Raw genomic sequence first — 25,625 nt, 5'->3', positions numbered from 1 at the left:
GGAAGTAGAGTTGAAGCAAAGTAGAAATGTGCTGCAGCGTTTATCACTAACGGTTGTAATGACCGTCATAGCAGTCATCTTGTTGTTTCCTATTGTGATTACATTCACGAATTCGATTATGTCACAGCTCGAGATTGGGATTAATTATGGATTAATCGGAGTAATGAAGGAAGTACAATCAGGGGAAGAGAACCCATTCGTAAATCTCAAGCTGTTACCTGATAAAGTATCGTGGGAGCAGTACGAGAAAGTGTTGATCGATAGTCCATTTTTTCTGAAATTGTTCTGGAACTCTGTATTTCTGATCGTGCCCATTATTGTGGGACAAACGGTTGTAGCGGCTTTCGCTGCCTATGCGTTCTCCAAGTTAAAATTCCGTGGGCGAGAGATATTGTTTATCGTCTATGTATTGACGATGCTTATGCCGTTCCAAGTTACACTCGTGCCGAATTATATTATGGCGGATCGGCTTGGGATGTTAAATAGTTCGAGTGCGATCATTTTACCAGGTATATTCGCAGCTTTTGGCGTGTTTATGCTGAGACAGTTCATGCAGCAAATCCCTTATACTTACATCGAGGCAGCTAAAATGGATGGTGCGGGGCATATTCGAATTTTTTGGACTATTATTTTTCCTATGGTGAAGCCTGGTTTAGCCGCACTTGTTGTACTCCTATTCGTTGACTATTGGAACATGGTAGAGCAGCCGCTTATTTTTCTAGACGATCCGTTTAAACAGCCGCTATCGGTATATTTATCAGACATTAATAAAGGAGAACGAGGCGTTGCTTTTGCTGCTTCGATCCTATATATGACTCCAATGGTACTGCTGTTTCTATATGCGGAATCGAATTTTATCGAAGGGATTCAACTATCTGGCATTAAAGGGTAGTTGTCGTGATTAGGAGGAAGTGCTTTGAACATAGGGGTGCAGATACAGAAAGTTGGCAACGACACAAAACGTAAACGATACATTCAAATTGCATTCCTTTTATTTACGGGTGTATTGATATTTTTTACACTATTTAGCAATACGATAGAGTCGATAAGATTGCCAAAAGTCACAACGGAAATTCCAACAATGGGAGCTATTGAACATAAGTTTGAAGGAAGCGGTGTTCTTCGTCCTATAACGGAAGTTAAGTTAGTAAGCTCAGGTGAGTGGAAAGTGAAAACCATCCATGTTAAAGAAGGGGATCGGGTAAAAAAGGGTCAAACGCTGGTCACTTATGATGGTGCCGATGCGAAACGGGAGCTGCGAAATGATGAAGCAGAATTGGAAAAGCAGCAGATCGAGCTGCAAAATATTCAGGATCATTTCATACAAATCGTAAGAGAAGACGATGAGATGGTTGTCCGTAAGGCCAAGCGTGATGTGGCAACGCATAAGCTTAATATGGAAATATTGGAACGCAATATACAAGAAAAAAGAGAACTGTTGGAAGTAAAGAAGGAAATCGTAGCCCCTTTCGATGGGCTTGTTTCGAAAATAAACGTTGTGGAAGGTATAACCTCAACCGGGGAGCCTGATGTAATCATGATTGACAGCCGTCTTGGATATGAGTTTGAAATGGTGGTTGATGCAGCGTTAGTATCGAGTTTGGCCCTTACCGTTAATAGTCAAATTGAAGTTGAAGCACCTGGGCTGGGAGATCAACCGAAAAGAATACTTAAGGGAGCTATCACCCGAATTGCGCATTCGGAACCTCGAAAAGAGGATGTTAATCCCGAGTCAGATAGATCGACTGGACGATCAACGATAGCTCAAAAAACGATTTTCGTTAAACTAGTAGAGCCATCGCTCAAAGGTGGAGAACAAGTATCCGTTATGCTTACGAAACAATCCGAAAAAACAGGGATGCTCGTGCTGGATAAGGCGGTTCATCAGGATCGCAAAGGGAAGTATGTGTATAAAGTGGAAGAGCAGCGAGGCGCATTAGGCAATGTGTTCATAGCGAGAAAAGTGGACATCGAATATATGGAAACGAGTCATGTTGATACGATGATTCAATCCAATGAACTAAGCGAGGACGATCGGATTATATTGGAGAGCAGCGAGCCTATTCAAGACAATAGCCGTGTCCGATTGGAATAGTCGGGTTGGTAGTCTCCCTGAACGAAATTGCAGCACACCCCTGTAGAGATTTTGGGCGTAAACCGCTGAATCTCTATAGGGGTGTGCTTCTTTACTCGGATTCTGGATAAGCAATAATAGAATAGAATCGAACATCCTCTTCTGTATCATTGATATAAATATGTGGCGTATTCGCATCAAATTTCAATGATTCATTCCGATTGATATGGATTTGCTCTCCATCTATATCTATCGTAAGTTGACCTTCTTGAATCATAAGATATTCTTCTCCCATATGTGCTTCTGAACGATGCTCCATGCCAGGTTTTAATTCAGCCATAAAAACTTCAAAACGCTTTTCAGGATGAAAAGGATACAGCGTATAAACATTGTATTGATCATCATCATCCACAATTGATTTAACATCTTGAATGTTTACTTTTTCTATTTTTGGTTTATCCGGTTCCTTGATGAAGGCAGAAAAAGATACTTGTAATCCATTTGCAATTTTCCATAACGTCGTAACTGTTGGATTGGACTTCCCATTTTCGATTTGAGCTAGCATCGCTTTACTAACGCCCGTCATCTCAGCTATTTTATCTAAACTTAATCCACGATTTTTTCTTATCCTCGAAAAATTTTGTGCGATTGCAGCTTGAATCAATTCCATACAATCTCCTTGACCCATTTTTGTTTTTATTATAGCATACAATTAAGTATGTTATATAAAACAAATGTTCACTATATTGAACGAATGGGTGGGGTAATGAACGTACAATTGAATTCGATCTATAAAGATGAAGTTAGACCTAGTTTTTTGGAAGGTGTCAAAGACTGTGTTCCTACTTTAATTGGCTATATAAGCATCGCAATCGCGATGGGGATTGTCGGGGTGTCGTCTAATCTAACTGTTTTAGAAGTAGGTTTGCTAGCTGTTTTTGTTTATGCGGGATCAGCTCAATTCATTATTTGTGCCTTATTAGCGGCGGGGAGCCCGATTTCCGTTATTATTTTTACAACGTTTATAGTGAACATCCGACACTTCCTGTTGAGTATGACATTGGCTCCGCAATTTAATTCCTATTCGCTGCTTAAAAACATCGGGATAGGGGCGCTGCTAACAGATGAATCATTCGGAGTTGCTGTAAATAAATTGGCACGGAAAGAAGCGATCACGGATAAGTGGATGAATGGTTTAAATGTAACCGCATACTCCGTCTGGGTAGTATCTTGTGTGGCCGGAGCTTTGTTAGGAAAATGGATTCCGAATCCAGAAGCGTATGGTCTCGATTTTTCCTTATCGGCTATGTTTGTTGCTTTACTTGTATCGCTATTCCAAACCATTGAGCATAAAAAGGTAAGACTATATCTATTTCTTATTATCATCGTAACAGCTCTCATGATCGGTTTATCCATGTTTATGCCCACGTACATAGCGATTATTATAGCCACAGTGATTGGGGCGACAATTGGGGTGTTGAAAGACAAATGAGCGTAAATACAACGATTTTTTGGATCATTATAGGGTGTGCATTCGTAACCTTGATTCCTCGGATTTTACCATTTATCATTGTGCGAAATATACAGCTTCCACCAATCGCTATAAAGTGGCTTTCCTTTATTCCGGTTTGTATTTTTACAGCACTTGTGGCAGATAGCCTTATAAATAAGGAAGTGGATTCACTAATAAGTATGGATTGGAACGTTATACTGGCGCTGATTCCAACGATACTGACTGCTCTTTATACAAAAAGTATGGCGATCACAGTAGTAGTGGGGGTCGTTTGTATGGCAGGAATTCGATTTTTCATGTAAAGTATCGAAGTGTTTCTACTTAATTATATAAAATGCTCCCCACATTTAATCGAAAAATGTGGGGAGTTTTTTTATAAGAAAAAGAATCCCTAATTAGTACTTAGCGGCCCAAACTTCGATCTCGATCTTTAACGATTCAACTGCCAAGGCAGGAATATAACAAAACGTCATAGCTGGTGTGGCTCCCCCGTGGAATTTCTCCCAAGCTTCACCAAAGAACTCCCAATTTATTTCTTCAGTAGCCCAAATATTCACTTTAAAAATGTTTTCTACAGGTACAGATTGGCTTTGTAGAACACGCAATATGTTCTGGAACGTATTATACAGCTGCTGATTCAGATCTGAAGGGATATTTCCTTCTAAATCAGTTCCCACCTGACCAGAGAGTACGAGCAAATCAGCTCCTTTTGGAACAACAGTAAGATGAGTGTACGGCCCGATAGGCGGTACAAGTGTCGCTGGATTAATCCGTTGGACTTGTTTGTTCTTCACCATGTCATTATCGGATGGTTCATCTCTTACGATAGCTAAGGTCTGATGATCTTCCCAACGACCGTTTATTTTTACATTTTTCCTAGCGATGCCTTCTTTGTGGAATCCAGACTTCAGCAATACTTTCATTGATCCCTGATTGTGCAGCATGACACCTGCCTCTATACGATGGAGATCCAGCTGATTAAAGGCATAGTCTACAACGAGTTTAACTGCCTCGGTCATATATCCTTTCCCATTATGTTCTTGATCAAGGAAATAGCCGATCCAGCAGCTCTGTAGGTTATAACGCACGACTTCTGTTAAAAAGACTTGGCCAATTGCTTGTTCCGAGTGTGGTAAGCAGATAACAAATAAATAACCGCGGTCTGCCTCTTTCATTTCTATTTCTTCTTTAATTCGATCTACTTGCCCTTGAAGGGTATAGAATGATTCCTCTCTTGCACCTGTAAACTGTTGAAAGAACTCGCGGTTGTTCGCTTCAAGTGAGAGTAGGGACTCAGAATCCGATTCCTCAACCAGTTTCACATAAATGTTTTCTCCGTTTAATCTTGTCATTGTCCATTTCTCCTCTTTTTAAATAATAAAAAAACACCACAGGAACCCTGCGGTGTACATGTCAAAATAATGAACCACAGGGTAGCGACCTGTGGTGTTTCGTTCCACTGTATCCTAAGACGTTAACACTTAAGATAGAAGTCGCTTATATCCAATTTGGACATACGTATCCCGTGATTAGCGTATTCAAAGAAAACAGCGGTAGAGTATCCTGTGCCTTTAGACAAAGATTGCAATGATCGTTTCTTCATTTGGATACTCTCCTTTCGCGCATTTCGCTTTTTCTTCTACTATCTTACGAATATTATTATATAAGTCCGTACGTGTAATAATGAATATATCTTCAACGTTCCATTTATTAATGTACTAAAGTATAAGTCAAAATGAGAAACCGCGCAAGTTCGCATACAGACATATCAATAGTCTTACTATTAACAAGGGAACGTGTATGTGAGGGCGCCTCACGATTTCCTTGCAGGAAGCGCTTTTTCATGATATTTGACACCAATTAGTTGATGGGGTAAACTAATAATTGTTTAGGGGGTAAACTTTAGTGGATAAAAAATTATGTGAAGCGATACAGCTCTTTGAAGAAGTTATGATCTATGGAACAACACACATTATGAATGAGCTGAAATTAGATATTTTTAAAGAATTATCTGTAGAACAGGTGAGGCTGTTAGACTTGCTAAGTACGAAGGGGCCTTTAACATCCACTGAAATTACTGAGCTTCAAGGTGGACATAAAAGCGCTACTTCCAATCGATTGAAAAAGTTAATTCAAAAAGACTTTGTTCGATTTGAACAAATAAACGATGACCATCGCATTAAGCATGTTGTTATTACGGATAAAGGATTAGCCGCAACGAAGGATGCAAATGAGCTGACCTTCACCTATTTTAAAACGTTATTATCAGATGTATCTGAAGAAGAAATCGAACAATTTATTCATACGTTTAAAAAAGTTAAGACGATCCTGCTAGCTAAATAACAGCGATTCGCTGTAGATCGTATTCAGGAGGTAATCAGCTATATGGTGACAATAAGAAAGTCTCTCCCACAAGATGCGAAGAAGTCTGCAAAATTAATGTTTGATGCGATGGATTGGCTGGGGGATTTATTGCAGTTAAACACAGAGAGAAGCACAGAGCTTGTTCAAACGCTGTATTTGAAGACAGGCACGAGATTTAGCAGCGAATATACGTATGTCGTAGATATTGATGGAGAAGTAGCAGGTATTCTTACAACAGCTGCGGGGAGCAATCTTGATCGGCTTAATCTGCGTGCAGCAGTAAGTAGCTTTTCCTTTATTACAGGAAAGACGCTGAAAAACGTGGCCAAACATGCAGGCAGCTTATTAAAAACAAAAGAAGCGTTGAATGATGAATACTATATCACGACACTGAGTGTAGATTCTAAATTCCGTGGTAAAGGAATCGGTTCGAAATTGATGGACTTGGCAGAAAAATTAGCGAGAGAGAATGGTTTTCGTAAATGCTCATTAACAGTGGATGCTAGCAATGAGAAAGCGAGAAGGCTATACAATCAACTTGGGTATGTAGAACAGAGTCAGTTCAAACTTATGCATTATACCTTTGTACGTATGGTTAAGTCGTTGTAACATGTTCGTTTATAAATGATGGTCTATCGTACAGAGAAGAGAGAGCCCTAACTATTAGGGCTCCTCATGTATAGGCAATTCAATCGCTTCAAGCGGTATTATTGTTGAAATCATATTTTTGAATAGTAACGACGTCTTTCTGTCAGACTGAACAAGGATCGTGAATCTATCAAAGCATAGCAAGGTACCTGCTATCGGAACCCCATTTTTCAAAAGAATCGTCAATGGTATTTTATTTTTCCGGCATTGATTAAGGATGTATTCCTGTATATTTACATTCTTTTCGTTCATAATATCCTCCTACGAATAGTCGAAATTATACAGAATTGTCTCGAACTAAGCGCTCAATATACTGCAGCACACTATCTTGTTCCGCATGGGTTAATGGATCGATATGAAACATTTTTGAGAAAATGAGGCCATCGCATATAAGTCTTATTGCAAGACCATTTTCCGTCGAGACCAACTCTTCAATCATTTTTTGCCTCAACGTTTGATATTCTGACTCCCATAAATGTAATAAGTCCTTTTTATTCGCCAAAGCTGCCAGCATACTAAGTTCTGCGTTTATCGGGTCTGGATCATCCCATTGCTTAAAAGTAGCGGTAGCATAAGATTGCGTATAGCTATTTGTTCGTTCATATTCCTCAAGCAATTGTTCTTTAAAGCGCATCAAGCTCTGTTCATTTAGTGCTCTGATTAATTCTTCTTTGTTCTTAAAGTGGTGAATGAGCCCACCTTTACTAACGCCAGCCTCAAGAGCGACGGCATCAAGCGTAAATTTGTTGATACCTTCTTTATAAATAATTCTAAGTGCAGCAGCTAATAAATCAGATTTATTGATCATAACACCCTCCATTCCAAACCAACCAGTCGGTTTTTATAAGTATACCATAAAATTTGTGGGTTACAAACGAAGTCAAAGAAGGGTGATGGTGTAGTATGAGGTAATACTGGAATAGAACTCGGCTCAGAGGGTTACCTTATCGGAGTATGAAGTATTTATCCTTAGGTACTAAGAAAGAGGATGCATCAATGGATGACAAGAAGAAACATGACTTAGTTGCACTTGCCTCGATACCGCTAATTATGACGTTGGCCAATTCGATGCTCATTCCCGTGCTGCCCTTGATGCAGAAAAAATTAGGCATTACCTCAGTCATGGCTAGCTTAATTATAACCGTTTATGCTGCTGTATCTATTGTCTGTATACCAATTGCCGGCTACTTGTCGGACCGCTATGGTCGTAAATTGATTATTGTGATTGGCTTATCAATTGCAGCAATAGGTGGGGTTGTATCAGGTTGGTCCGCATGGCAATTCGAACAACATGCAGCCTATATTGGCATTCTTATTGGACGTTTCATTCAAGGCATAGGAGCAGCAGGAGCTTTTCCTATTGTCATACCGTTAGTTGGGGATATGTTTAAGAGTGAAGAACAAGTAAGCAGTTCACTTGGTATGATTGAGACTTCCAACACATTCGGGAAAGTTCTGAGCCCCATATTAGGTTCCGCACTTACGCTTGTTGTATGGTTTCTACCTCTTGCGATTATCCCTTTATTCTGCCTAATCTCAATTGCAGCCATCGCTATCTTTGTGAAGGTGCCAAAAAAGAATGAACAGCAGAAGATCACGTTTAAAGCATTCCTTCATGATGTTGGTGATATTTTATATAAAGATGGACGATGGCTCTATGCGATTTTCGCCATTGGTGGAATCGCGATGTATATTATGTTTGGCTTTTTGTATCACATGTCCACCATGTTGGAGTTGAAGCACGGGATTGACGGGATTAAGAAAGGCGCTTTGCTGGCTATTCCGTTAAGTGCTGTCTGTATTGCATCGTATATAACTGGAAAATTAATTGGAACTGACAAGTGCAAAATGAAGTGGTTTAACTTTTCGGGTGCAGTGGTCTTGACCGGAAGTATGGGTATGTTTTTGTTTCTGGACACGACCAGTTTGCTCACGAACCTGATTTTGTTGTCCATTGGAGGACTAGGTATTGGACTCATTCTTCCTAGCCTTGATGCCTTAATTACAGAAGGGATAGATAAGAAGCAACGTGGGACGATAACTTCTTTATATAGCAGTATGCGTTTTATAGGCGTAGCAGCAGGTCCGTTAATCACTTCATTTTTTTTGGATAACGATAGATTAGTGTTCTATATATTCACAGGTGCAGGACTTCTTTGCTGCGTCATTGCTTTGTTTGCCATTCATCCAAGCAAAGAGCAGCAGGAGGAAGGTTTGGTGCCGACCGCTGAAATAGAGGAACGTATGTCCTCAAATGGACCTTAAAAAAGGGTGTCTCCATCGTCATGTACCATGACATTTGGATCACCCATTTTGTTGCATTTTTTCATAAACCTATTTATCGTCTATTCGTATGCTTCTTTACAACCTCATAATCGGCTGCTGTATAGTTACCCATATGCCATAAGGATACGCCTTGTAAGCCATAAAACTTAGCCAGCCATATTTTATGCTCAATGCTTTTCGCATCTTCATACCAAATCTCATGACTACCGCGTTCATCTTTGAACGTAATCTTGCTCAAGAAGTACGGTGCTACGAATTCTACCTTGCTGCCTGGTTTGGTAGCTCGCTGCTCCACTAATTTGATCGCTGGTTGTTCCGAAACTACCGTTCCATCTGGACGAGTAATCCACTGATTTGCTTGCTTGGAAATACCTAATACGAGCTTTTCTTTCGAAATGACTTTAAGCGCTGTTTGTATCGATTCATTGACTAATGGCAGGGGAGCAGAAGGTAGCTTACTTTCTGCATGCGTATAATCGTAAGCCATTAGAATGACTTGATCGGCAAGCTTACCGATAGATTTGAGATCGTAGCCTTTATACCAATTGGTTGGCGGGACAGCTACAGACAGCGTAAACCCTTTCAAATTCTGTTTCAGTTGCTGCAAAAAGGATACAAACGCAGCTTGTTCTGAATCCTCCTTAATCCCCTCAAAATCAACCGATATGCCTGTAAATCCATACGGATTATTCGTCAGTTCTGTTTGCACGGATTGAATAAATGCTTGCTGTGCAGGCACATCCTTAAGGAACTTGCTTAATTGACCTTTGCCGTTATGAGCGAAAATACTAAGCTCTTTCTGTACCTGGTTCTGATCTGCAATTTGGATTGCTGCTTCCCATCCGCTTGGTACCGCATACTCACCATTTTTCATTTCTAATGAAGCAGTTCCGTCGGCTGGATAAGATAACTCAGACCAACCAAATTTCACGTCATTCAGCATACTCATTTGATTGGCTTGCTTAAAAGATTCAATCGCATAATAGCCAATGCCTGATAGAGGTTGATCTTTGATACGTTCATTAATGACACGCTCTATAATGGATGCTGCTTCTTTTCTTGTTAAAGAGGCAGCAGGTCTGAAGGCACCTGTCTTATCGCCAACCATAACGCCTAGTGAGGAGCTGTAGTAGAGCTCTGGCAAATACTTCGGATTCATGTTCTTGGCATCAACAAACTGGCGATTGCTGGCCTCGGTTTTCCATCCAGAATTCGTCCATGTTTTACGTTCTTCTTCCGTCATTGCTTGAAGCAGCAAGTTGCCTGTAAGCACAGCGACTTCTTCTCTGGTAATTTCATTTTTAGGTTTAAATGTATGATTCGTAATCATAAATTGGATAAGTCCTTGAGCATAAGCGCGATGCACATAGTCATAGGACCAGTGAGTAGGATCTTGTAGATCTTTTAATTTCATGGGCTTAGTAGTTTCCGTGACCTTTGGAGTAGCGGCCATTAGCATTTTTACAAACGCCTCTCTCGTTAGAACACCATTTCCTTGAAAATTTCCATTGCCCATACCGGAGACAACTCCTGTTACGGAAAGTTTATAAATACTATCTGTCGCCCAATCCTTCTTCACATCGGAGTACGGTTTCAATTGAGCACTATACGCAAATACACTCCCTGTACCAGCAAACAGCATCATAGCAGCAGAGAGTGTTGCTATTTTTTTGAGCATGGTAACACCTCCTTCTACATTCTTCCAAACTATTATACTAAATATGAGTATGTTCATATAGTTGAAAACAGGGGAAATGGAGGTTCATTTATAGATTCGAATTTTTCATAATTTGCTGCTAAAAATAACATGAATATATTATGGGCGTAGGGAATATCCTACGCTCTTTTTTGTATTCGTTTTCAAAAATACTGTATACGGTAACCCTTATTTTCCCAAAATTATCAGGTTATCTTTTTCGAATCGAGCTAATATGCTTTACAGTCCATCTCACAGAAACGAGTTTAGATGGACACAATTTAAGTAAATCTCATTTACTCGGGAAAGAAAGGACGAAGAGAATGCCAATACTGCGCCGTTATACGACGACTACTAATGGAGCGATGACGTTCACTGGGAACACCTTAGGATTCGGGGTGATCAATCCTAGTTACAACGACATTGGTGCGTTCATTACGCTGGATCCCACTTTGCAAGAGGCAGGTTATCCACCCGGTAGTACAAGGGATTGGAAACTAAATGCTTCACAGGCTCAATTAAGAGTTCCAGCAGCTAGCGAAGTGCTGTATGCCGAATTGATTTGGGGAGGAACTGCCAAGTTTAATACATCAGATGTGACTGCGGATTTGGATACACCCGTCACATTTATTGACCCCAACGGATCAGCTCAAACCATTTCGCCTGACTCCGCAACCGCCCAAACCGTTGTGCATGAAAAACATACCTTTTATATTCGTTCGGCAAATGTAACCGCACTTGTAAAAGCAAGCGGAGCAGGGTTGTATACAGTGAATGGAGTGCCAGCAACGATTTTACGTCCAAGTAAAAGCAACGCAGCAGGCTGGACCCTTGCTGTTGTATATAAAAATGATGCATTGCCACCGCGCAATATGAACCTATATGTAGGTACCGCCAATGTGGAGCGAGGAAATGTAGTAGACCAGATGATTGACGGTTTTGGCACGCCTGAGTCCAAACCATTTCAAGCGAGAGCTTTATTGTCTGCGATTGAAGGCGACAGCTTTATTACGAAAGATCAGTTTTTGTTCGGTCCATCTCCAAGCAGTTTACAAGCGATCTCGGGCCCAAATAACCCGGTAGATAACTTTTTCGCTTCGCAAATTAATGATGACAGCGGCAATTTAGATACAAGTGGAACACAGGGGACGAACAATGTGACCCCAGGACAAAAGCAAACTTCACAACGTTATGGCTGGGATATTACAAACGTTGATATTTCAGATGCGATGAATATCTCTCAAACTTCAGCAACGGCACGCTTCAAAACGGATATGGATGGATTCGTCCTCTCCGCGCTAGGCATTCAAATCGATGTAAACAGTCCAGACATTAAAATAGATAAACAGGTAGATCAAGATATCGCGCTTGTCGGAGATGAGTTAACGTACACGATTCTTGTCGAAAATAGCGGACTGGCAGAAGCGCAAAATGCTATTTTCAAAGATATTCTGCCGGATGAGCTGCAATTTGTACCGAATAGCGTGACGGTAGACGGACAAGCAAGACCAGGGGAAGATCCGACTACAGGCATCGATATCGGTTCTGTCAGTATCGAAGGACCAGTTGAAATTGTATTTAAAGTGAAAGTGACTAGCGTTCCGCCGAGTGGAAAGGTGAGCAATGTAGGTACGCTTGATTATGAGTATCAAAGCGCTGCGGGACTTCCACTTACATCAGGGTCTGACAGTTCCAATGTGGCGGATACGATCATTAAGCATGTCCAAATAGATGTGGTGAAGAGCGAAGATCGCTCAGTCTATGACAAAGTGGGAGATGTCATTACGTATACGCTTGATATTACGAATAACGGAGATACAGCGGTTGATGCCGTTTCGATTAAAGATACGGTACCAGCAGGAACAGCGATTGTGCCGGGTAGTCTTGCGGTTAACGGCATACCTGTGTCAAGCGATATAACAACTGGAGTTCCAATTGGCACTTTGCTTCCTGAACAATCGGCTGTGATTACTTTCCAAGTAGCGGTACAAAGTCCATTGCCAGAAAAAGTCGACAACAAGGCAGAAGTGGACTATCAAATACAGTTGAAACCAGGAAGTGACGTGCGTCAAGATACCGCGTCTAGTAACACAATAACAGCATGGCTGGAGACGAACTGTAACAAGGCGCAAAATCAAATTTTCGAATCCATAGCGCAGCAAGAGCTGGCCCTAGCGAAAATCTTACAAGCAGAGCGTGTGAAAATACAAAAAGCGATCGAGGCATTTAGGGATGACCAAATTACGGCCCAAGAGCTTGCATCTATTAATTTGAGTGTTGAGAAAGTCGTGCAAAAAGCGGCGCTGCTTGAGAAGGTATTGAAAGAAAAGCTAGAAATTGCGAAGAAAGTATGCTGCTAAAGCTTATTTAGATCGGTCTGTTTCGTGAAGAAATGCACAATGTTTCTTAGCGTGGAAAAATAAGTGACGTGCGAGATTCAAAGGAAAAGGGAGGAGCAAGATGCCATTTATTCATCGCTTTACCCAAACGACCAATGGTGCCATTACGTTCACCGGCAATACGTTAGGCTTCGCAGATGGAAGTACTGATATTGGTGCATTTGTATCTATTGATACCTCGAAGCAAGTATCCGGCTTTCCAGCAGGAAGTACATTTAGTTGGCAAGAGAACTCGTCTGCAGCTGAACTTCGTTTTCCTGCGGGGAGTGAAATCTTATATGCCGAGCTAATCTGGGGCGGTTCAACACGAGATGACTCTACCGATATTAGCGGGTCTATCAATACGTCGATTTGGTTTCGAACGCCAAGTACAACGATTACGATTGCGCCAGATTCCTATACAGCTCGGGAAGAGACTTCAAACGGACAAGTATTCTATGTCCGCTCTGCCAATGTGACCGATTATGTGAGAAGTGCTGGGGCTGGGACATATATTGTTGGCGGTGTGCCCGCATCGATTCGAGATTGTACATTTCATGGCTCGACCAATACATGCGGATGGACGCTAGCAGTCGTATATAAGCATCCTGCGCTCAAAATTCGCAATATGAACATCTATGTGGGCTCTCAGCTTATTACGATGTTCAATCCCCCTGTAGATGAGCTGATTTACAACTTTAAGACGCCAGAAGGTGGAGAAATTAAAGGGCGTGTCATGCTTACCGCGATGGAAGGGAATGCGAATCTTCCGGGTGATCATTTTGAGTTTGGTCCGAACCGTTCCTCATTGTCGGTCATTTCAGGGCCTAACAATCCAGCGGAGAACTTCTTTGCTTCGCAAATTAACGACGATCTAGGCTATTTAGATACAAGTGGAACGGCTGGAGGGCTTAATAAACCTGTCGGCTCAGATGGATTCGGCGTTCGGTCTGGCTGGGATATTACAAATGTAGATGTAACGCACACGCTGTATCATGGGCAGACCGAAGCAATCGCAAGGATTGCCACGAGGCAGGACACGTATTTGGTAAGCGGATATGGCGTACAAATTGATGCCAATAGTCCGATTGTGAAAATGACGAAATCTTCAGATAAAAAACAAGCTGTCGTAGGTGAAATCATCACTTATACATTAGAGGTGAAAAATGACGGCTATGTAGATGCGACAAATGTCATCTTTAAGGATCATCTGGATTCTGAGCTTGAGTATGTGCCAGATAGCTTGCGAGTACGTGGCGAAGAATTTGAAAGTCAAGATATTGAGAATGGTGTGAATATTGGCGACTTGTCAGTTGGTGAAACGGTCAGAATTACGTATCAAGCGAAGATTACGAAGGAACCCGAAGGTAAAGTCGTACACAATCAAGCTTCGATGACATTTGATTTTCAGAGCAGACCAGACCTGCCAATCTCGACAGCGACGAGTGTTAGCAACAAGCCTGGTGTAGAAGTGATCGAGCCGCCTAATTGTGAGGATGGGAAAAATCAAATTATGAATACGATTGCCGAAGCTGAGCACAGCATCGCTCGAATCCTGCGGGCAGAAGCGGAAAAGATTGAAGCAGCAGCGCGAGCATTTGGGAATTTAGATGTTTGGGTTCAAGAGCTTGTCGCTGTTAATGACAGTGTGGCAGATATGCTTGACAGCGTCATTGCGCTGGAGACCGAGCTTAAGGAGAAGCTTGCGGCTGCGAAAGTGGTGTGTAACTTCTGTTCCTAAAACTTAACGTTGAGCGGTGAAAGGTGAGAAATCTGATTCAAGGATCGGAAGGGTGAGAATCTATGTCTAAAAAGGAAACTGCAGCGAGTGATCTTACAAATACGAAGGCGCTTGTCAGTACGCTCGATCATCCACATATTGAACTTAATAAATCCGTGAACAAAGATGAAGCGAAGGTCAAGGATGTACTGACTTTTACCGTGCTCGTGACGAACACAGGGGCGATAGATGCACAAAAAGCGATATTGAAAGATGTGCTTCCGAAAGAGTTAAAGTTTGTGCTGGGTAGTGTTTTTGTAGATGGGGTGTCGCAACCGAATGCACATATTAGTAGTGGAGTCCCGCTAGGAACGGTATTGACTGAACAGTTGGTGGCAGTAACTTTTCAAGCCCAAATTGTTAATATTCCTCCAGATGAGATCGTGAAAAATACAGCGAAGGTAACCTTTGAATTCGAAAGTATGCCAGGAGCGCCTGTTACCAATGGGGAAGCAATAAGCAATGAGACGAGAACGAAGTTGATCGTTCGACCGCTTACGAACTGCGAGAAAAGTCAGGCGACAGTGGAATTTTCAATTGCAGAGCAGGAGAAAGCTGTTCAAGCGCTATTGGATGTAGAAGCAGAGAAAGGTCGTGCTGCGCATCAGGCTGTGAAAGATGGAAAAATTGCGAGCGGGGAACAGCAGTTGATAGATGATAGCAAGAATAGAACAACCACAGCTTTAGCAGCACTGTCGCAAGAACTAGCCAACAAACGAACGGCAAATCAGGATTTGTGCAAGGGCTGCAAGTAACACGTAAGTGGATGCAGCATAGGAACAGGTAAGAAATCGATAAGTTGAGCATGCTGGAACGAATGCCATTTGCCCCATGTCTATTTACGTTTTCGCTTCCAGAAAGAAAGGGTGAAAGCAAATGTCGGATACGCCGAATGTAAGTATTTTAAAAGAAGTAGATCAGACGGACGCGGTAGTTGGCGATATTTTAACCTATACCTTTACGCTTGCCAATGATAGTACGGTCGAGGTGACAAACTGTAAGTTCAAAGACGTTTTATCTGACGAAGTGAAATTCGTTCCCAATAGCGTGACAATCGATGGCGAATCTCAGCCAGGCGCAGATCCGACCCAGTTTATTACGCTTGAGCAACTGTCTATCGAAGGGCCGATTACGATTTCGTTTCAAGTGGAAGTTGTTAAGCCGCATCCAAGCGGTGTAATTAAAAATAAAGCTTCTATGGGTTCTCAATATTCCGGCGGCTACGTAGATGCGGTAAGCAATGAAGTGCAGGTGAATGTGCCTGCTGGACGCTCTGCCTGTGAATGGTCCCGTGACCTGATTATCCATTCGATTGCACAAGAGGAGAAAGAACTCGCGACCGTTCTTTATATAGAAGGAGAAAAGATTCAAGCCGCAGTAAATTCCTTTCGGGCTGGCCGCATTCCCCTCATCGAATTGCTAGCGGTTAATCATAGTGCCAAGACGGCTGTAGAGCATATTGCGAATCTGGAAAAAGAATTGAAAAACAAACTCGATAAGGTTAAAGACCTTTGCTGCGGTTGTTAATAGAGATGGAACGAGGTATGGAGAAAGGGTGAAAGATAGATGGCGTTAAATTCGCGATTTTCAACGACGACGAACGGTGCGGTTACCTTTACGGGCAACACGCTTGGCTTAAGCAGTACGAATACGAGCTATACTGATATTGGCGCGTTCATTACGACGGATACTACGAAGCAAGTAACAGGATATCCAGTCGGTACGACCTTGGATTGGAAGGAGAATGCTTCCACCGCACAACTTCGCTTTCCTGATGGCAGTGAAGTGTTGTATGCGGAGCTGATTTGGGGCGGTTCAACGAAAACGAGCAGAGAAGATGTAACGAGTGAAATCGATCGGGAGATTACCCTTGATACACCGATCGGAACCCATACGATATCGCCTGATCCAACGACCGCGCAGCAGGTGACACAGGCAAGCCAAGTTTTCTATGTTCGATCGGCTAATGTTACGAGCTTGATTCAGGCGGATGGGGCTGGCAGCTATACGGTCAGTGGCGTACCTGCTACGGTCCAACGCTTTAAGAGCAATAACACAGCAGGTTGGACGCTATCTGTTGTGTACAAAGACACAACACTCTCTCTCCGTAATATGAGTGTGTATGTAGGAACAGCGTCGATTGAGCGAGCAGGATCGGTTAATCAAACGATTTCCGGCTTTTCCACGCCAGAGCTTGGTGATGTCAAAGCAAGATTGCTCGTTACCGCGATGGAAGGCGACTCTAAAATACCGGGAGATCAGCTGCTCTTTGGCAAAGACACAGGTTCCTTACAGCCTATTTCAGGACCGAACAATCCGGTAGATAACTTCTTTGCTTCGCAAATTAACGATGATGCTGGCAACTTGGACACAAGTGGTACGTTTGGCAATGCTAATGTGGCACCAGGAGGTGCCGGAGCAGCTATACGATATAACTGGGATATTACGAATGTGGATGCGTCTGCAGCGATGCAAAACGCTCAAACGGAAGCTGTCGTACAGTTGGCATCCAAGTCGGACGGTTATATCGTTACTGGATTAGCGGTTCAAATCGATGTAAACAGCCCTGAAATCAAAGTAAGCAAAGAGGTAGATAAAGACGCGGCTGTCGTTGGTGAAAAGCTTACCTATACGTTGTTAATTGAGAACAACGGGATGACCGAAGCGCAGAGAACAACACTGACAGATACGCTTCCACCTGAGCTGAAGTTCGTAGATGGCAGCTTAAAGGTCGATGGTGTGCCCAACCCAGATGGAGATCCGACTAAAGGGGTGGACATTGGCTCTATCTCGGTCGAAGGTCCAACGGAAGTCACCTTTGAAGTTCTCGTCATAAAAGTGCCGCCAGACAATAATGTTGTTAACAAGGCGTCAGTCGTGTATGATTTCCAAAGTGCTCCCGGCCTGCCTGTTTCCTCAGGCAAGGCGGACAGCAATGAGGCAACTACGATTATTAGCAAAGTGGAAGTGAGTGTGGCGAAGCGACAAGACCTTCCTGTATATGTAAAGGCGGGGAACGTCATTACGTATACGATTGAAGTGGCTAATACAGGTGATACGCCGCTGACCGATGTCGTCGTAGAAGATCAAATTCCGAATGGAACGAAATTTGTTCCAGGCAGCTTGCAGATCGATGGACGCCCAATCGTTGGGGACATAGAAAGCGGCGTCAATATTGGATCTGTAGCGCCTGGTACGATAGCCAAGGTTACGTTCCAAGTGAAGATTGATGATCCAGTACCTAAGAAAGTAACGAATAAGGCGAAGGTAGACTATAAATACAGACTAACGCCAGACGGGCAAGTGTTCCGTAAAGAAGAAACGACGAATGAAGTCACAGCGGTGCATGAAGCGAATTGCAGCGAAGCGCAGAAGAAAATTGTAACGGCTGTTGGCGAAGCAGAACTTGCTGCAGCAGGCGTAATCGCAGGAGAGAAGATTCGGATACAAGATGCGATTCGGACCTTTAATGATGGCAGATTGAGCGCAAAACAATTGCTTCAGGCGAATGAACAATTGAATAAGACATTAAACAAAATTACTTCGGACGAGAAGCATCAGCAAGATACACTGCAAAAAGCGAAAAAGCTGTGCTGTCCAGGCGTGGTCGAAGACGACTTCAGCGGTGTGTATATTATCCGAAATAGAGGAAGCCAAAAAATACTCGATGTATTTAGCGCCTCGAAGGAAAATGGTGCGAATGTACAACAGTATGAAAATAATGGCGGCGATCATCAGAAGTGGAAGCTGGAGAAGCAGGCAGATGGTTCATATACTTTTGCAGCAGTTCATAGCGGGAAATTGCTTGATGTATCGGGGGCTTCAACGGCTGGCGGCGCCAATGTGCAGCAGTGGGAAGATACAGCTGGTGATCATCAAAGATGGAATATCGTTAAAAACCCAGATGGCTCACTGAAATTTATAGCGAAACATAGCGGACTTTTACTTGATCTTGCGAGCAATCAGCAGCATAGCGGCGCTAATATTCAACAATGGCCGGACAATGGTACTCCGGCTCAGCATTGGGAATTGATTAAGGTGTAGGTGCAGTTTAGAGACAGAGTGTTGATATACTGCGTTGATATAAATAAAATGACAGGCATTGAACTGAATGAACGGGGAAGAGAGTTAAGATGGCTCTCTTCTTTTTTGTTACCAGTAATTAGAGTTATAATGGAATGATCGTAGGAAATGAAATGGGAATGAATAAGTATACATAAAGGAGAACAGATGAATTTTAAAATTTATAAAACAGTTCGAACAAAGGCTGGAACAAAAACTATTTGACATAAAAATAGAGCCATATTGGAAAGATGATTCATTATTAAGTGCAACTTGTATAACCATTTATTCCGAAAAGTTAACGGTTAGTGAAGCTGTCTTTGATATTTTGCAGCAAATTAATGCAATCGGACTTAGATGGGATATTACAAGTCCTGGGAATGTCGGGGATGAAGATGTCGTTTGGTCCTTTGAAGGAATATGCATGAACCCAAAAATCACGGGAATAGTATGGGCCAAATTCCATTTGGAAACGGATACTATTCGAGAGTACGGGTGGGAACATTGAAATGATTATTGGTTATTGAATCAGATGATGTGTGCGTTCATAATGACTTAGTGATTGATATGGATACTAAGTGTGCAAATGAGAGATTAACATCTCAGCGAGGCATAATCACATCGGAGGACTGCATGAGATTATTTCATTTTAGCGAAGAAGATAACATCAAAATATTTAAGCCAAGAGTAAAAGCAAATCGAACAAATATGCCGCCTGTCGTATGGGCGATTGATGATGAGCATCAATTTACTTTTTTCTTTCCTAGAAATTGTCCTCGAATCGTTTATACGAAGAACGAACAAGTTCTACCGCGAGATGAGGCTAGATTTTTTGGAAACACAACTGCCAACACGATTATTACCGTAGAAACGCATTGGTACTCAAAAATCATAAATACCACCTTGTATAGATATGAATTTCCTATTGAGTCATTTACTTTGTTCGATGCGACTGCAGGGTATTATATTTCTCATGAGACCGTGAAGCCATTACATAAGATAGCGATAAACAACGGGCTGGAGCAGTTAATGGACATGAACGTAGAATTACGATTTACACCAAATTTATATCTGCTGCGGGAACAATTGCTGAAGTCATCAATCGACGATTTTGGTATACATCGGTTTGAGCATGCTGTACAACTATAGTCAGTATATTAGACTATAAGAACTGATGGATCTAAAGATTCGTAGGAGGTATAAGATGAATAGTCGAGTTCTTAGTACAGAAAGATTAGTTTTGAGAAAGATGACCCTAGCTGATGTTGGAGCATTAATGGAAATTTCCTCAGATCCTGAGGCTATGAAATATTACCCTTCAACGAAAAATGAGCAGCAGGCAAGCGAGTGGGTGGAGTGGACGCTGCGTAAATACGATACATATGGTACAGGGTTGTGGATCGTTGAAGACAAAGAGACCGGAGAATTTCTTGGACAATGTGGTATTGTTCCTCAAGAAGTAAATGGCGTAATCGAAATGGAGATTGGCTACTTATTTGCTAGGCGCGTATGGCGCAATGGATATGCAACGGAAGCGGCATTGGCTTGCAAGAAATATGGATTTGAGCAGTTAGGATTAAAAAAGCTAATTTCTTTCGTTGATGTCAATAACACGCCATCTGCCAAGGTTGCTGAAAGAGTAGGTATGACAGTCGAAAAGAAGATTCATAAATGGGGAAAAGATGTATTCGTGTATGCGGTGACCTTATAAAAAATGAAGAAGGTCTTTTAATAGAGGTGGCTCCTAGGGGCCGTTTTATTATTTTTTTCGTAAAAATGAACTTTTATAACCTAGGCGGCCTCTTATCTATGAAAAGGGGAGTGAACATGAGAATAGGCCATCTTGTCAGACAGGCTCAAAAAGGCAACAAGGAAGCTTTAGTGCAGCTCATCATGGCCGATAAGGACGCATATTATCGTCTTGCATACTCGTACATGGGAAACGAGCATGATGCGTTGGATGCGATGGAAGACATGATCGTTACACTTTATGAAAAGATTGATCAATTGCAAAAAGGAGAAGCTTTTTACAGTTGGAGCAAAACGATTCTCGTCAATCGCTGCAAAACATTACTCCGCAAGAAGCAGCGCTTGCTTCCAGTGGGAGATGAAAGTGAAGCTTCATTTGCTGCATTAACGGAGGATAATCCGTATCGCTCTACAGAGTCAGAGATGAATATGGAGGTACTGCTATCTCATTTAAATGCACAGCAGCGGGAGGCGATCGAACTTCGGTACATTCATGATCTACCGTATCAGACGATTGCGGACATGACCGGTACACCGATTGGAACGATTAAATCAAGAATCTCACAAGGCATACATAAACTGAAAGTTATGATCGGAGGTGAACATTATGAAGACAATCGAGGAGAAGTTAAGAGAGCATAAACTGAACTTGGATAGGATGCAGGTTCCGTCAGAACTTGAGGGCAGGCTTCGCGATGCACTTCGACATGTTCCCGCTAAAAAAAGCAAGAAAAATAAAGCTTCGGCATGGATTGCATCAGCGGCTGCGGCGCTCATTTTAATTGTTGGAATCTATCAATATCCTGCTTTAGCTTATTACAGTGAGAAGTTTTTTAAAACAAATTGGAGCGCTCTCAGCTTTTCTGAAGTGACAGAACAAGGTTACGGGCAAAAGGTAGATGAAAGTATAACACTTAGAGATGGCACCGTACTTACCATCAATGGTGTAATGGCTGACGATAATGTATTTCTGATGTATTACACGATTGACCGACCTGCGGGCATCGAATTTACGGATGATGATTTTCGTCGGTACGGCTTTGAAAATGTAAAAGGGTTCCTTACTAACTCGAAATCGAAAGGAGGGAGCGGTGGTGATGGCAAGAACAAGTCTCAGTTCGAGGGGACGGCCAGATTTGAACCTGTTAGCCCATTTTCTAGAACATTAACGGTTACCTTCTATGAGTGGATAAATGAGGAGCGGGTGTTTTATCCGATTTCTTTCAAGTTTGAAGCCAATAAAGCGATGAAGAGTATTATTAAACAGGATATTGCACAATCTATCAAAGTCGATCAGGGTACGATTTATTATGAGTCTATTACTGCTTCGCCAACTTCCACCATTATAAAAGGGCATTATGAAATGGAATATGCAGGACTCCCTAGATTTTCAGGTAAAACGAAACTTTATATAAATGGAATAGAAGTAGAAGAAAGAGGCGGGGAAGCGCACAGCCCGGAATTCGAACGTAAATTTGATATGCTGCCAACAGACAAGATTGAATCCATAGAGCTTGTGCTCGATACATTCACAGGATTTCATAAATTAGAACAACCTATTTCTCTTGCCAAACCATCAGAGCGTTCGATAAAAATAGGCGATGAAAAGTTATGGATTCGAAGTGTAACCAAAACCGATACAGGCTATAATGTGGTTATTGCCAGAAGAGAATTTACATTATTGAAAACGGACAATTTAGCTGTTAAAGCTGGTGGTAATGTGGTTCCTGTATCATCCATTTCCGAAAGTCGACCTTGGGATCTGAAAAACAATAATATTATGCGGGAAAATACGTATTCTTTTCATACGATGGATAAACCTGAATCCCTGCTGCTTGAGGGCTTCACCTATCTTAAAACTTACAATAAGAAAATATCAATTCCTGTAGAGAAATAAGATGATGGGCCTAACCTTGATGAAAAGATAGGTACGGTATAATTATGAAGGAGAAAAAGGCTAATCGCGCAAAGAAGTAGCCATCTAGAGAAGCAAAAGTAATGGAGAAAGGCCGCCAATTTCTTAGGAATGGCGGTTTTTATTTTTATATTTTAGGGAAAAAATTCTTGATACTATTTACTTTCTAATAGAGTTACCGATAAAATAGTCTAGGGAATATTTTACTAGATAAATATTGGGTTATTTACTATTTTCATTTCTATTAAAAATATAAGAGGCGAGGAACACCATGAAGAACGCAATCATAGTTATGATGACATTAATTATATGTCTTTTGGTAGTAGTAATAGCTGTTTTGCTGTTGTGGAATTTCAATGATAAAGAGAAGCCAACACACATACCTGAAGCTACAACGAAAGTTGAATCTGCTGTTACGCCGCAAAATGTTGAGATTTTTGCCGCTGATGAAGAGATGGAGCCGCAAGTTACAATCGTAGATAAAGTTGATAAGGTATGGGGAGAGGACCCTTACATTGATGGTCAGACTTTGCTCGTTATAAAAAACGAAAACTCATACCCTGTAAGAGTGAATGGACTTGACGTCACTTACATTTCTGTACAAGGGGAGCGACAAGAAGTAAAGATGTACTCTGCCATTCCTTCAGTGCTACAGCCTGGTGAAACAGGGTATGCGAGTTCAGATGCGACTCTAAGCTTTATCGATTTTGCAGAAGATTTTACAGGAAGTGAAATTGATCAAGATATTTCAAGAGTAGAGAACGGTCATACATACACAAAACTTGAGGCATTTGATATAGGTTTTGGAGTTGCCCCTAGTGATCCAGGTAAAATTATTGTTCATGGTATGCTTGCTAATAACACCGATGTAAATGTAGATGGAGATAAAATCGATGTTGTCGCCATGTTGTATGACAATAACAATAAATTAATTGGTGGGATCGACAGTACGTTAAACAAGTCTGGAGAGCGACTGCGCAAAGGTGAACAATTTGACTTTGAAATTGAAAACATATTGAGTTTCCCTGCAGATTTAGTAACGAGAGCTTACCGTGTAGATGTTTATGCTGGATGTGAATTTTGTAATTAAAAAAACCCGAAAGGGTTTTTTTTGTCTCTATATTACTCGCACCGAAGTCAGTTGGAGAGCAGTATTCATGTACGATAGTCGTGATTACTTTCTATTCCATTCATTCGCTAATACGCCATAAACAATGTGATCTACATAATGGTCATACAGCCATTCGGCTTGTCGAATGCAGCCTTCCTGTACAAAGTTTAATCGCTCAGGAACGCTTCTGCTTTTTGTATTGCCTGCGGCAGCTCTTATTTCAACTTTATTATGGTTTAATTCCTTAAACGCATAGTCGGTCAATGCTTTAGCTACTCGGGTCATGATTCCATTCCCTTGATACTCTTGACCAAGCCAATAGCCGATATAGGCGGTTTTGTTGGACCCGTTTATACTGTTGAATCCTGCTACCCCAACGATCTGGCCTTTGAATACGATAGCTGTGGTCAAGCTCTTATTTTCTGCGAAACCCGTAAGACACATTTTAATAAATGCTGTTGTATCTTCAATTTTGGTCGTTATATCGAGCCATGGAAGCCATTCTCTTAGATAACTTCGCGAACGATCGGTTAGTTCAAAGATTCGTTCTGCGTCCTTCAACTCCAATAATTTTAGAGATAGGTCATCATCAATTTTATGTACAAACATCGTTTCGCCCTCCTTATGTTTGTTGTATTTTAACACTTTAGGACAGGGATAGCGATTACAATTAAGACATGTACGATTATCTATACATTTCACAAAAAACGGGTATGAGTTAGAGAATTAAACCGTAATGGAGTATAGTAACAGCTATATTAGAGAGGGTAAAGGAATTACAAGGTTAAATGTTACTGTTTCGGACGGAACATGCCGTAAATGGGTAAATGATCAATGCATGCTTCTTCTATCAAGGTAAATCCGAACTTTTCATAGATAGCTATATTTTGAAAGTTTTCTGTATCTAGAGCAACGCCATGCGAGATTGGGCAAGAATCTACATCATGCAATAGATGCTGCAGCAGAGCTTTGCCGATTCCTTTACCCTGAGCCTCTGGTGCGACTCCAATGATAATCAGATAGTGAGGGGCAGTATTAGGGGCCATGGAGCGGGTAACTTGCATGTACTCATTTAGCTGTCGAATCTTTCTAATGGGTAAGCGGTAAGTCAAAGTGATAAGTTTTCCAACCAATCGTAAGATGCTCATACGCCGAATTTTAGTGGTAGTAGGCTTCTCAATGACATAGGCCCCAAGCAACTTTCCATTTTCAAAATAACCCCATATTTCCTCATGAAGCCATGCGCTTTTATCAAACAGAAAAGAAATGAAGTGAGCTGTATGGCGTCGAGCTTTCTCATTGAATTCAGAATGGCCGAATATATGCAGAAAAATGGGATCTTGAGCAAATGCGCTGCACATAAGCGATACGAATGAGGCTTTATCTGGCTTACCCAGCTTGGCTATACGATACGAAGTACTCATATTTCTTCACCAACTTTGTGAAATGGTTTGCCATAATGATCGACGGCGAAGCTGAATAGCACTTTGATCATAAATAATATACAAGTCGTCAACATATAGGGATGAAGGTCAGGGAGCAATGGCAATAAGCCGAGTCCAATAGATGAGAGGAGGCCTGCAATAAATAATTGGGATCGTCTTCCGATAAGTGCATTTACAATAAACGCGCCTATAATCGTATACGCCCATACAGCGATGGATTGTTCAACATTTACACCTAGTAATAACGCGACTAGCACAATATGAACGTGTATGCTAATGAAAACGATACGGTTTGTACTTCGCAAAGCATAAAAATTACTGGTTGAGGCAGTGAAATTAGCGATGCAGCCTGCAAATATATCGAAGATCAAAAGACAGGCGAGTATGCTGCGCCATAAAGGTAACGAACCTATCATTTCGGGAAACCTCCACAGTAAAGCCCCTGTTAGCAGTGCCCCAAAGAACAGTACCGCGATCAGCGAGCCTATATGCTGCTTTTCACCAAATACATCATGCAAAAACGAAGGTATACGCAGTTGCTTCTTCATCGTTTACACTCCTTTTCGTTAGATTATAGAGTAATTATATATGTATACTCTAAAAT

26 protein-coding genes are annotated in these 25,625 nt (G+C 41.6%); 17 read left to right on the top strand and 9 right to left on the bottom strand.

What is annotated here, in order from left to right:
- Positions 1 to 58: 58 nt before the first annotated feature.
- A complete protein-coding gene (locus NQ117_RS03120) occupies positions 59 to 892 on the top strand; it encodes a carbohydrate ABC transporter permease (protein WP_258278151.1) in 834 nt (277 codons plus the stop codon).
- 24 nt (positions 893 to 916) lie between these two features.
- Positions 917 to 2,095, top strand: a complete 1,179-nt coding sequence (locus NQ117_RS03115) for an efflux RND transporter periplasmic adaptor subunit (RefSeq protein WP_258276550.1) — start codon at positions 917 to 919, stop codon at positions 2,093 to 2,095.
- A 91-nt stretch (positions 2,096 to 2,186) separates the two neighbouring features.
- Here the strand turns inward: NQ117_RS03115 and NQ117_RS03110 are convergent, their stop codons facing one another.
- Positions 2,187 to 2,744, bottom strand: a complete 558-nt coding sequence (locus NQ117_RS03110) for a helix-turn-helix domain-containing protein (protein ID WP_258276549.1) — start codon at positions 2,742 to 2,744, stop codon at positions 2,187 to 2,189.
- A 96-nt stretch (positions 2,745 to 2,840) separates the two neighbouring features.
- On the opposite strand from NQ117_RS03110, the gene NQ117_RS03105 reads away from it, so the two are divergent.
- Positions 2,841 to 3,566: an AzlC family ABC transporter permease gene (locus NQ117_RS03105; RefSeq protein ID WP_258276548.1), complete on the top strand. Its 726-nt coding sequence runs from the start codon at positions 2,841 to 2,843 to the stop codon at positions 3,564 to 3,566.
- Positions 3,563 to 3,889, top strand: a complete 327-nt coding sequence (locus NQ117_RS03100; protein ID WP_258276547.1) for an AzlD domain-containing protein — start codon at positions 3,563 to 3,565, stop codon at positions 3,887 to 3,889. Before NQ117_RS03105 ends, NQ117_RS03100 begins: the two co-directional genes overlap by 4 nt.
- A gap of 93 nt (positions 3,890 to 3,982) precedes the next feature.
- On the opposite strand, the gene NQ117_RS03095 is transcribed toward NQ117_RS03100, so the two are convergent.
- Both NQ117_RS03095 and NQ117_RS03090 read right to left on the bottom strand, forming a co-directional pair.
- Positions 3,983 to 4,939: a GNAT family N-acetyltransferase gene (locus tag NQ117_RS03095; protein WP_258276546.1), complete on the bottom strand. Its 957-nt coding sequence runs from the start codon at positions 4,937 to 4,939 to the stop codon at positions 3,983 to 3,985.
- A gap of 122 nt (positions 4,940 to 5,061) precedes the next feature.
- On the bottom strand, positions 5,062 to 5,190 hold the full coding sequence (locus NQ117_RS03090) for a hypothetical protein (protein WP_258276545.1): 129 nt from the start codon (positions 5,188 to 5,190) through the stop codon (positions 5,062 to 5,064).
- A 302-nt stretch (positions 5,191 to 5,492) separates the two neighbouring features.
- On the opposite strand from NQ117_RS03090, the gene NQ117_RS03085 reads away from it, so the two are divergent.
- Positions 5,493 to 5,930, top strand: coding sequence for a MarR family winged helix-turn-helix transcriptional regulator (locus NQ117_RS03085; protein ID WP_258276544.1), 438 nt, complete (start codon positions 5,493 to 5,495; stop codon positions 5,928 to 5,930).
- A gap of 42 nt (positions 5,931 to 5,972) precedes the next feature.
- Positions 5,973 to 6,560 (top strand): GNAT family N-acetyltransferase, encoded by a 588-nt coding sequence (locus tag NQ117_RS03080; protein WP_258276543.1) that lies wholly within the window; start codon positions 5,973 to 5,975, stop codon positions 6,558 to 6,560.
- A 54-nt stretch (positions 6,561 to 6,614) separates the two neighbouring features.
- On the opposite strand, the gene hfq is transcribed toward NQ117_RS03080, so the two are convergent.
- Both hfq and NQ117_RS03070 read right to left on the bottom strand, forming a co-directional pair.
- Positions 6,615 to 6,851, bottom strand: coding sequence for an RNA chaperone Hfq (hfq, locus tag NQ117_RS03075; RefSeq protein WP_258276542.1), 237 nt, complete (start codon positions 6,849 to 6,851; stop codon positions 6,615 to 6,617).
- A gap of 25 nt (positions 6,852 to 6,876) precedes the next feature.
- A complete protein-coding gene (locus NQ117_RS03070; protein WP_258276541.1) occupies positions 6,877 to 7,407 on the bottom strand; it encodes a TetR/AcrR family transcriptional regulator in 531 nt (176 codons plus the stop codon).
- 188 nt (positions 7,408 to 7,595) lie between these two features.
- Between NQ117_RS03070 and NQ117_RS03065 the strand changes: the two genes are divergently transcribed.
- Positions 7,596 to 8,864 (top strand): MFS transporter, encoded by a 1,269-nt coding sequence (locus NQ117_RS03065; RefSeq protein ID WP_258276540.1) that lies wholly within the window; start codon positions 7,596 to 7,598, stop codon positions 8,862 to 8,864.
- 73 nt (positions 8,865 to 8,937) lie between these two features.
- Here the strand turns inward: NQ117_RS03065 and NQ117_RS03060 are convergent, their stop codons facing one another.
- Complete coding sequence (locus NQ117_RS03060; RefSeq protein ID WP_258276539.1) at positions 8,938 to 10,563, bottom strand: glycosyl hydrolase family 18 protein; 1,626 nt, start codon at positions 10,561 to 10,563, stop codon at positions 8,938 to 8,940.
- A gap of 341 nt (positions 10,564 to 10,904) precedes the next feature.
- Between NQ117_RS03060 and NQ117_RS03055 the strand changes: the two genes are divergently transcribed.
- The 10 genes from NQ117_RS03055 (at position 10,905) to NQ117_RS03010 (ending at position 23,555) form a co-directional block, all read left to right on the top strand.
- Positions 10,905 to 12,941 carry an alpha-helical endospore appendage domain-containing protein gene (locus NQ117_RS03055; RefSeq protein WP_258276538.1) on the top strand — a complete coding sequence of 679 codons (2,037 nt, stop codon included), beginning with the start codon at positions 10,905 to 10,907 and terminating at the stop codon, positions 12,939 to 12,941.
- A gap of 100 nt (positions 12,942 to 13,041) precedes the next feature.
- Complete coding sequence (locus NQ117_RS03050) at positions 13,042 to 14,700, top strand: DUF11 domain-containing protein (protein WP_258276537.1); 1,659 nt, start codon at positions 13,042 to 13,044, stop codon at positions 14,698 to 14,700.
- Positions 14,701 to 14,762: 62 nt separating this feature from the next.
- Positions 14,763 to 15,494, top strand: a complete 732-nt coding sequence (locus NQ117_RS03045; RefSeq protein ID WP_258276536.1) for a DUF11 domain-containing protein — start codon at positions 14,763 to 14,765, stop codon at positions 15,492 to 15,494.
- A gap of 121 nt (positions 15,495 to 15,615) precedes the next feature.
- Positions 15,616 to 16,266: a DUF11 domain-containing protein gene (locus NQ117_RS03040; protein WP_258276535.1), complete on the top strand. Its 651-nt coding sequence runs from the start codon at positions 15,616 to 15,618 to the stop codon at positions 16,264 to 16,266.
- A 39-nt stretch (positions 16,267 to 16,305) separates the two neighbouring features.
- A complete protein-coding gene (locus NQ117_RS03035; RefSeq protein ID WP_258276534.1) occupies positions 16,306 to 18,783 on the top strand; it encodes an RICIN domain-containing protein in 2,478 nt (825 codons plus the stop codon).
- Positions 18,784 to 19,434: 651 nt separating this feature from the next.
- Entirely contained in the window at positions 19,435 to 19,950 is a 516-nt protein-coding gene (locus NQ117_RS03030) for a DUF6886 family protein (protein WP_258276533.1), read from the top strand.
- Between the two features lie 55 nt (positions 19,951 to 20,005).
- Positions 20,006 to 20,512, top strand: a complete 507-nt coding sequence (locus NQ117_RS03025; protein WP_258276532.1) for a GNAT family N-acetyltransferase — start codon at positions 20,006 to 20,008, stop codon at positions 20,510 to 20,512.
- A gap of 116 nt (positions 20,513 to 20,628) precedes the next feature.
- Positions 20,629 to 21,192 (top strand): RNA polymerase sigma factor, encoded by a 564-nt coding sequence (locus tag NQ117_RS03020; protein ID WP_258276531.1) that lies wholly within the window; start codon positions 20,629 to 20,631, stop codon positions 21,190 to 21,192.
- Positions 21,158 to 22,447 carry a DUF4179 domain-containing protein gene (locus tag NQ117_RS03015; protein ID WP_258276530.1) on the top strand — a complete coding sequence of 430 codons (1,290 nt, stop codon included), beginning with the start codon at positions 21,158 to 21,160 and terminating at the stop codon, positions 22,445 to 22,447. Before NQ117_RS03020 ends, NQ117_RS03015 begins: the two co-directional genes overlap by 35 nt.
- 289 nt (positions 22,448 to 22,736) lie before the next feature.
- Positions 22,737 to 23,555: a hypothetical protein gene (locus NQ117_RS03010; RefSeq protein WP_258276529.1), complete on the top strand. Its 819-nt coding sequence runs from the start codon at positions 22,737 to 22,739 to the stop codon at positions 23,553 to 23,555.
- 84 nt (positions 23,556 to 23,639) lie between these two features.
- Here NQ117_RS03010 and NQ117_RS03005 read toward each other — a convergent pair whose 3' ends face one another.
- The 3 genes from NQ117_RS03005 to NQ117_RS02995 form a co-directional block, all read right to left on the bottom strand.
- A complete protein-coding gene (locus tag NQ117_RS03005) occupies positions 23,640 to 24,185 on the bottom strand; it encodes a GNAT family N-acetyltransferase (protein ID WP_258276528.1) in 546 nt (181 codons plus the stop codon).
- 182 nt (positions 24,186 to 24,367) lie between these two features.
- The gene (locus tag NQ117_RS03000) at positions 24,368 to 25,000 is read right to left on the bottom strand and encodes a GNAT family N-acetyltransferase (RefSeq protein ID WP_258276527.1); all 633 of its coding nucleotides are present in this window, start codon (positions 24,998 to 25,000) and stop codon (positions 24,368 to 24,370) included.
- A complete protein-coding gene (locus NQ117_RS02995) occupies positions 24,997 to 25,569 on the bottom strand; it encodes a hypothetical protein (protein ID WP_258276526.1) in 573 nt (190 codons plus the stop codon). Before NQ117_RS02995 ends, NQ117_RS03000 begins: the two co-directional genes overlap by 4 nt.
- Positions 25,570 to 25,625: the final 56 nt, after the last annotated feature.

The sequence above is a fragment of the Paenibacillus sp. SC116 genome, assembly GCF_024733555.1.
GTDB lineage: Bacteria > Bacillota > Bacilli > Paenibacillales > Paenibacillaceae > Paenibacillus_B.
This window is presented reverse-complemented; position numbering and strand designations above follow the sequence as displayed.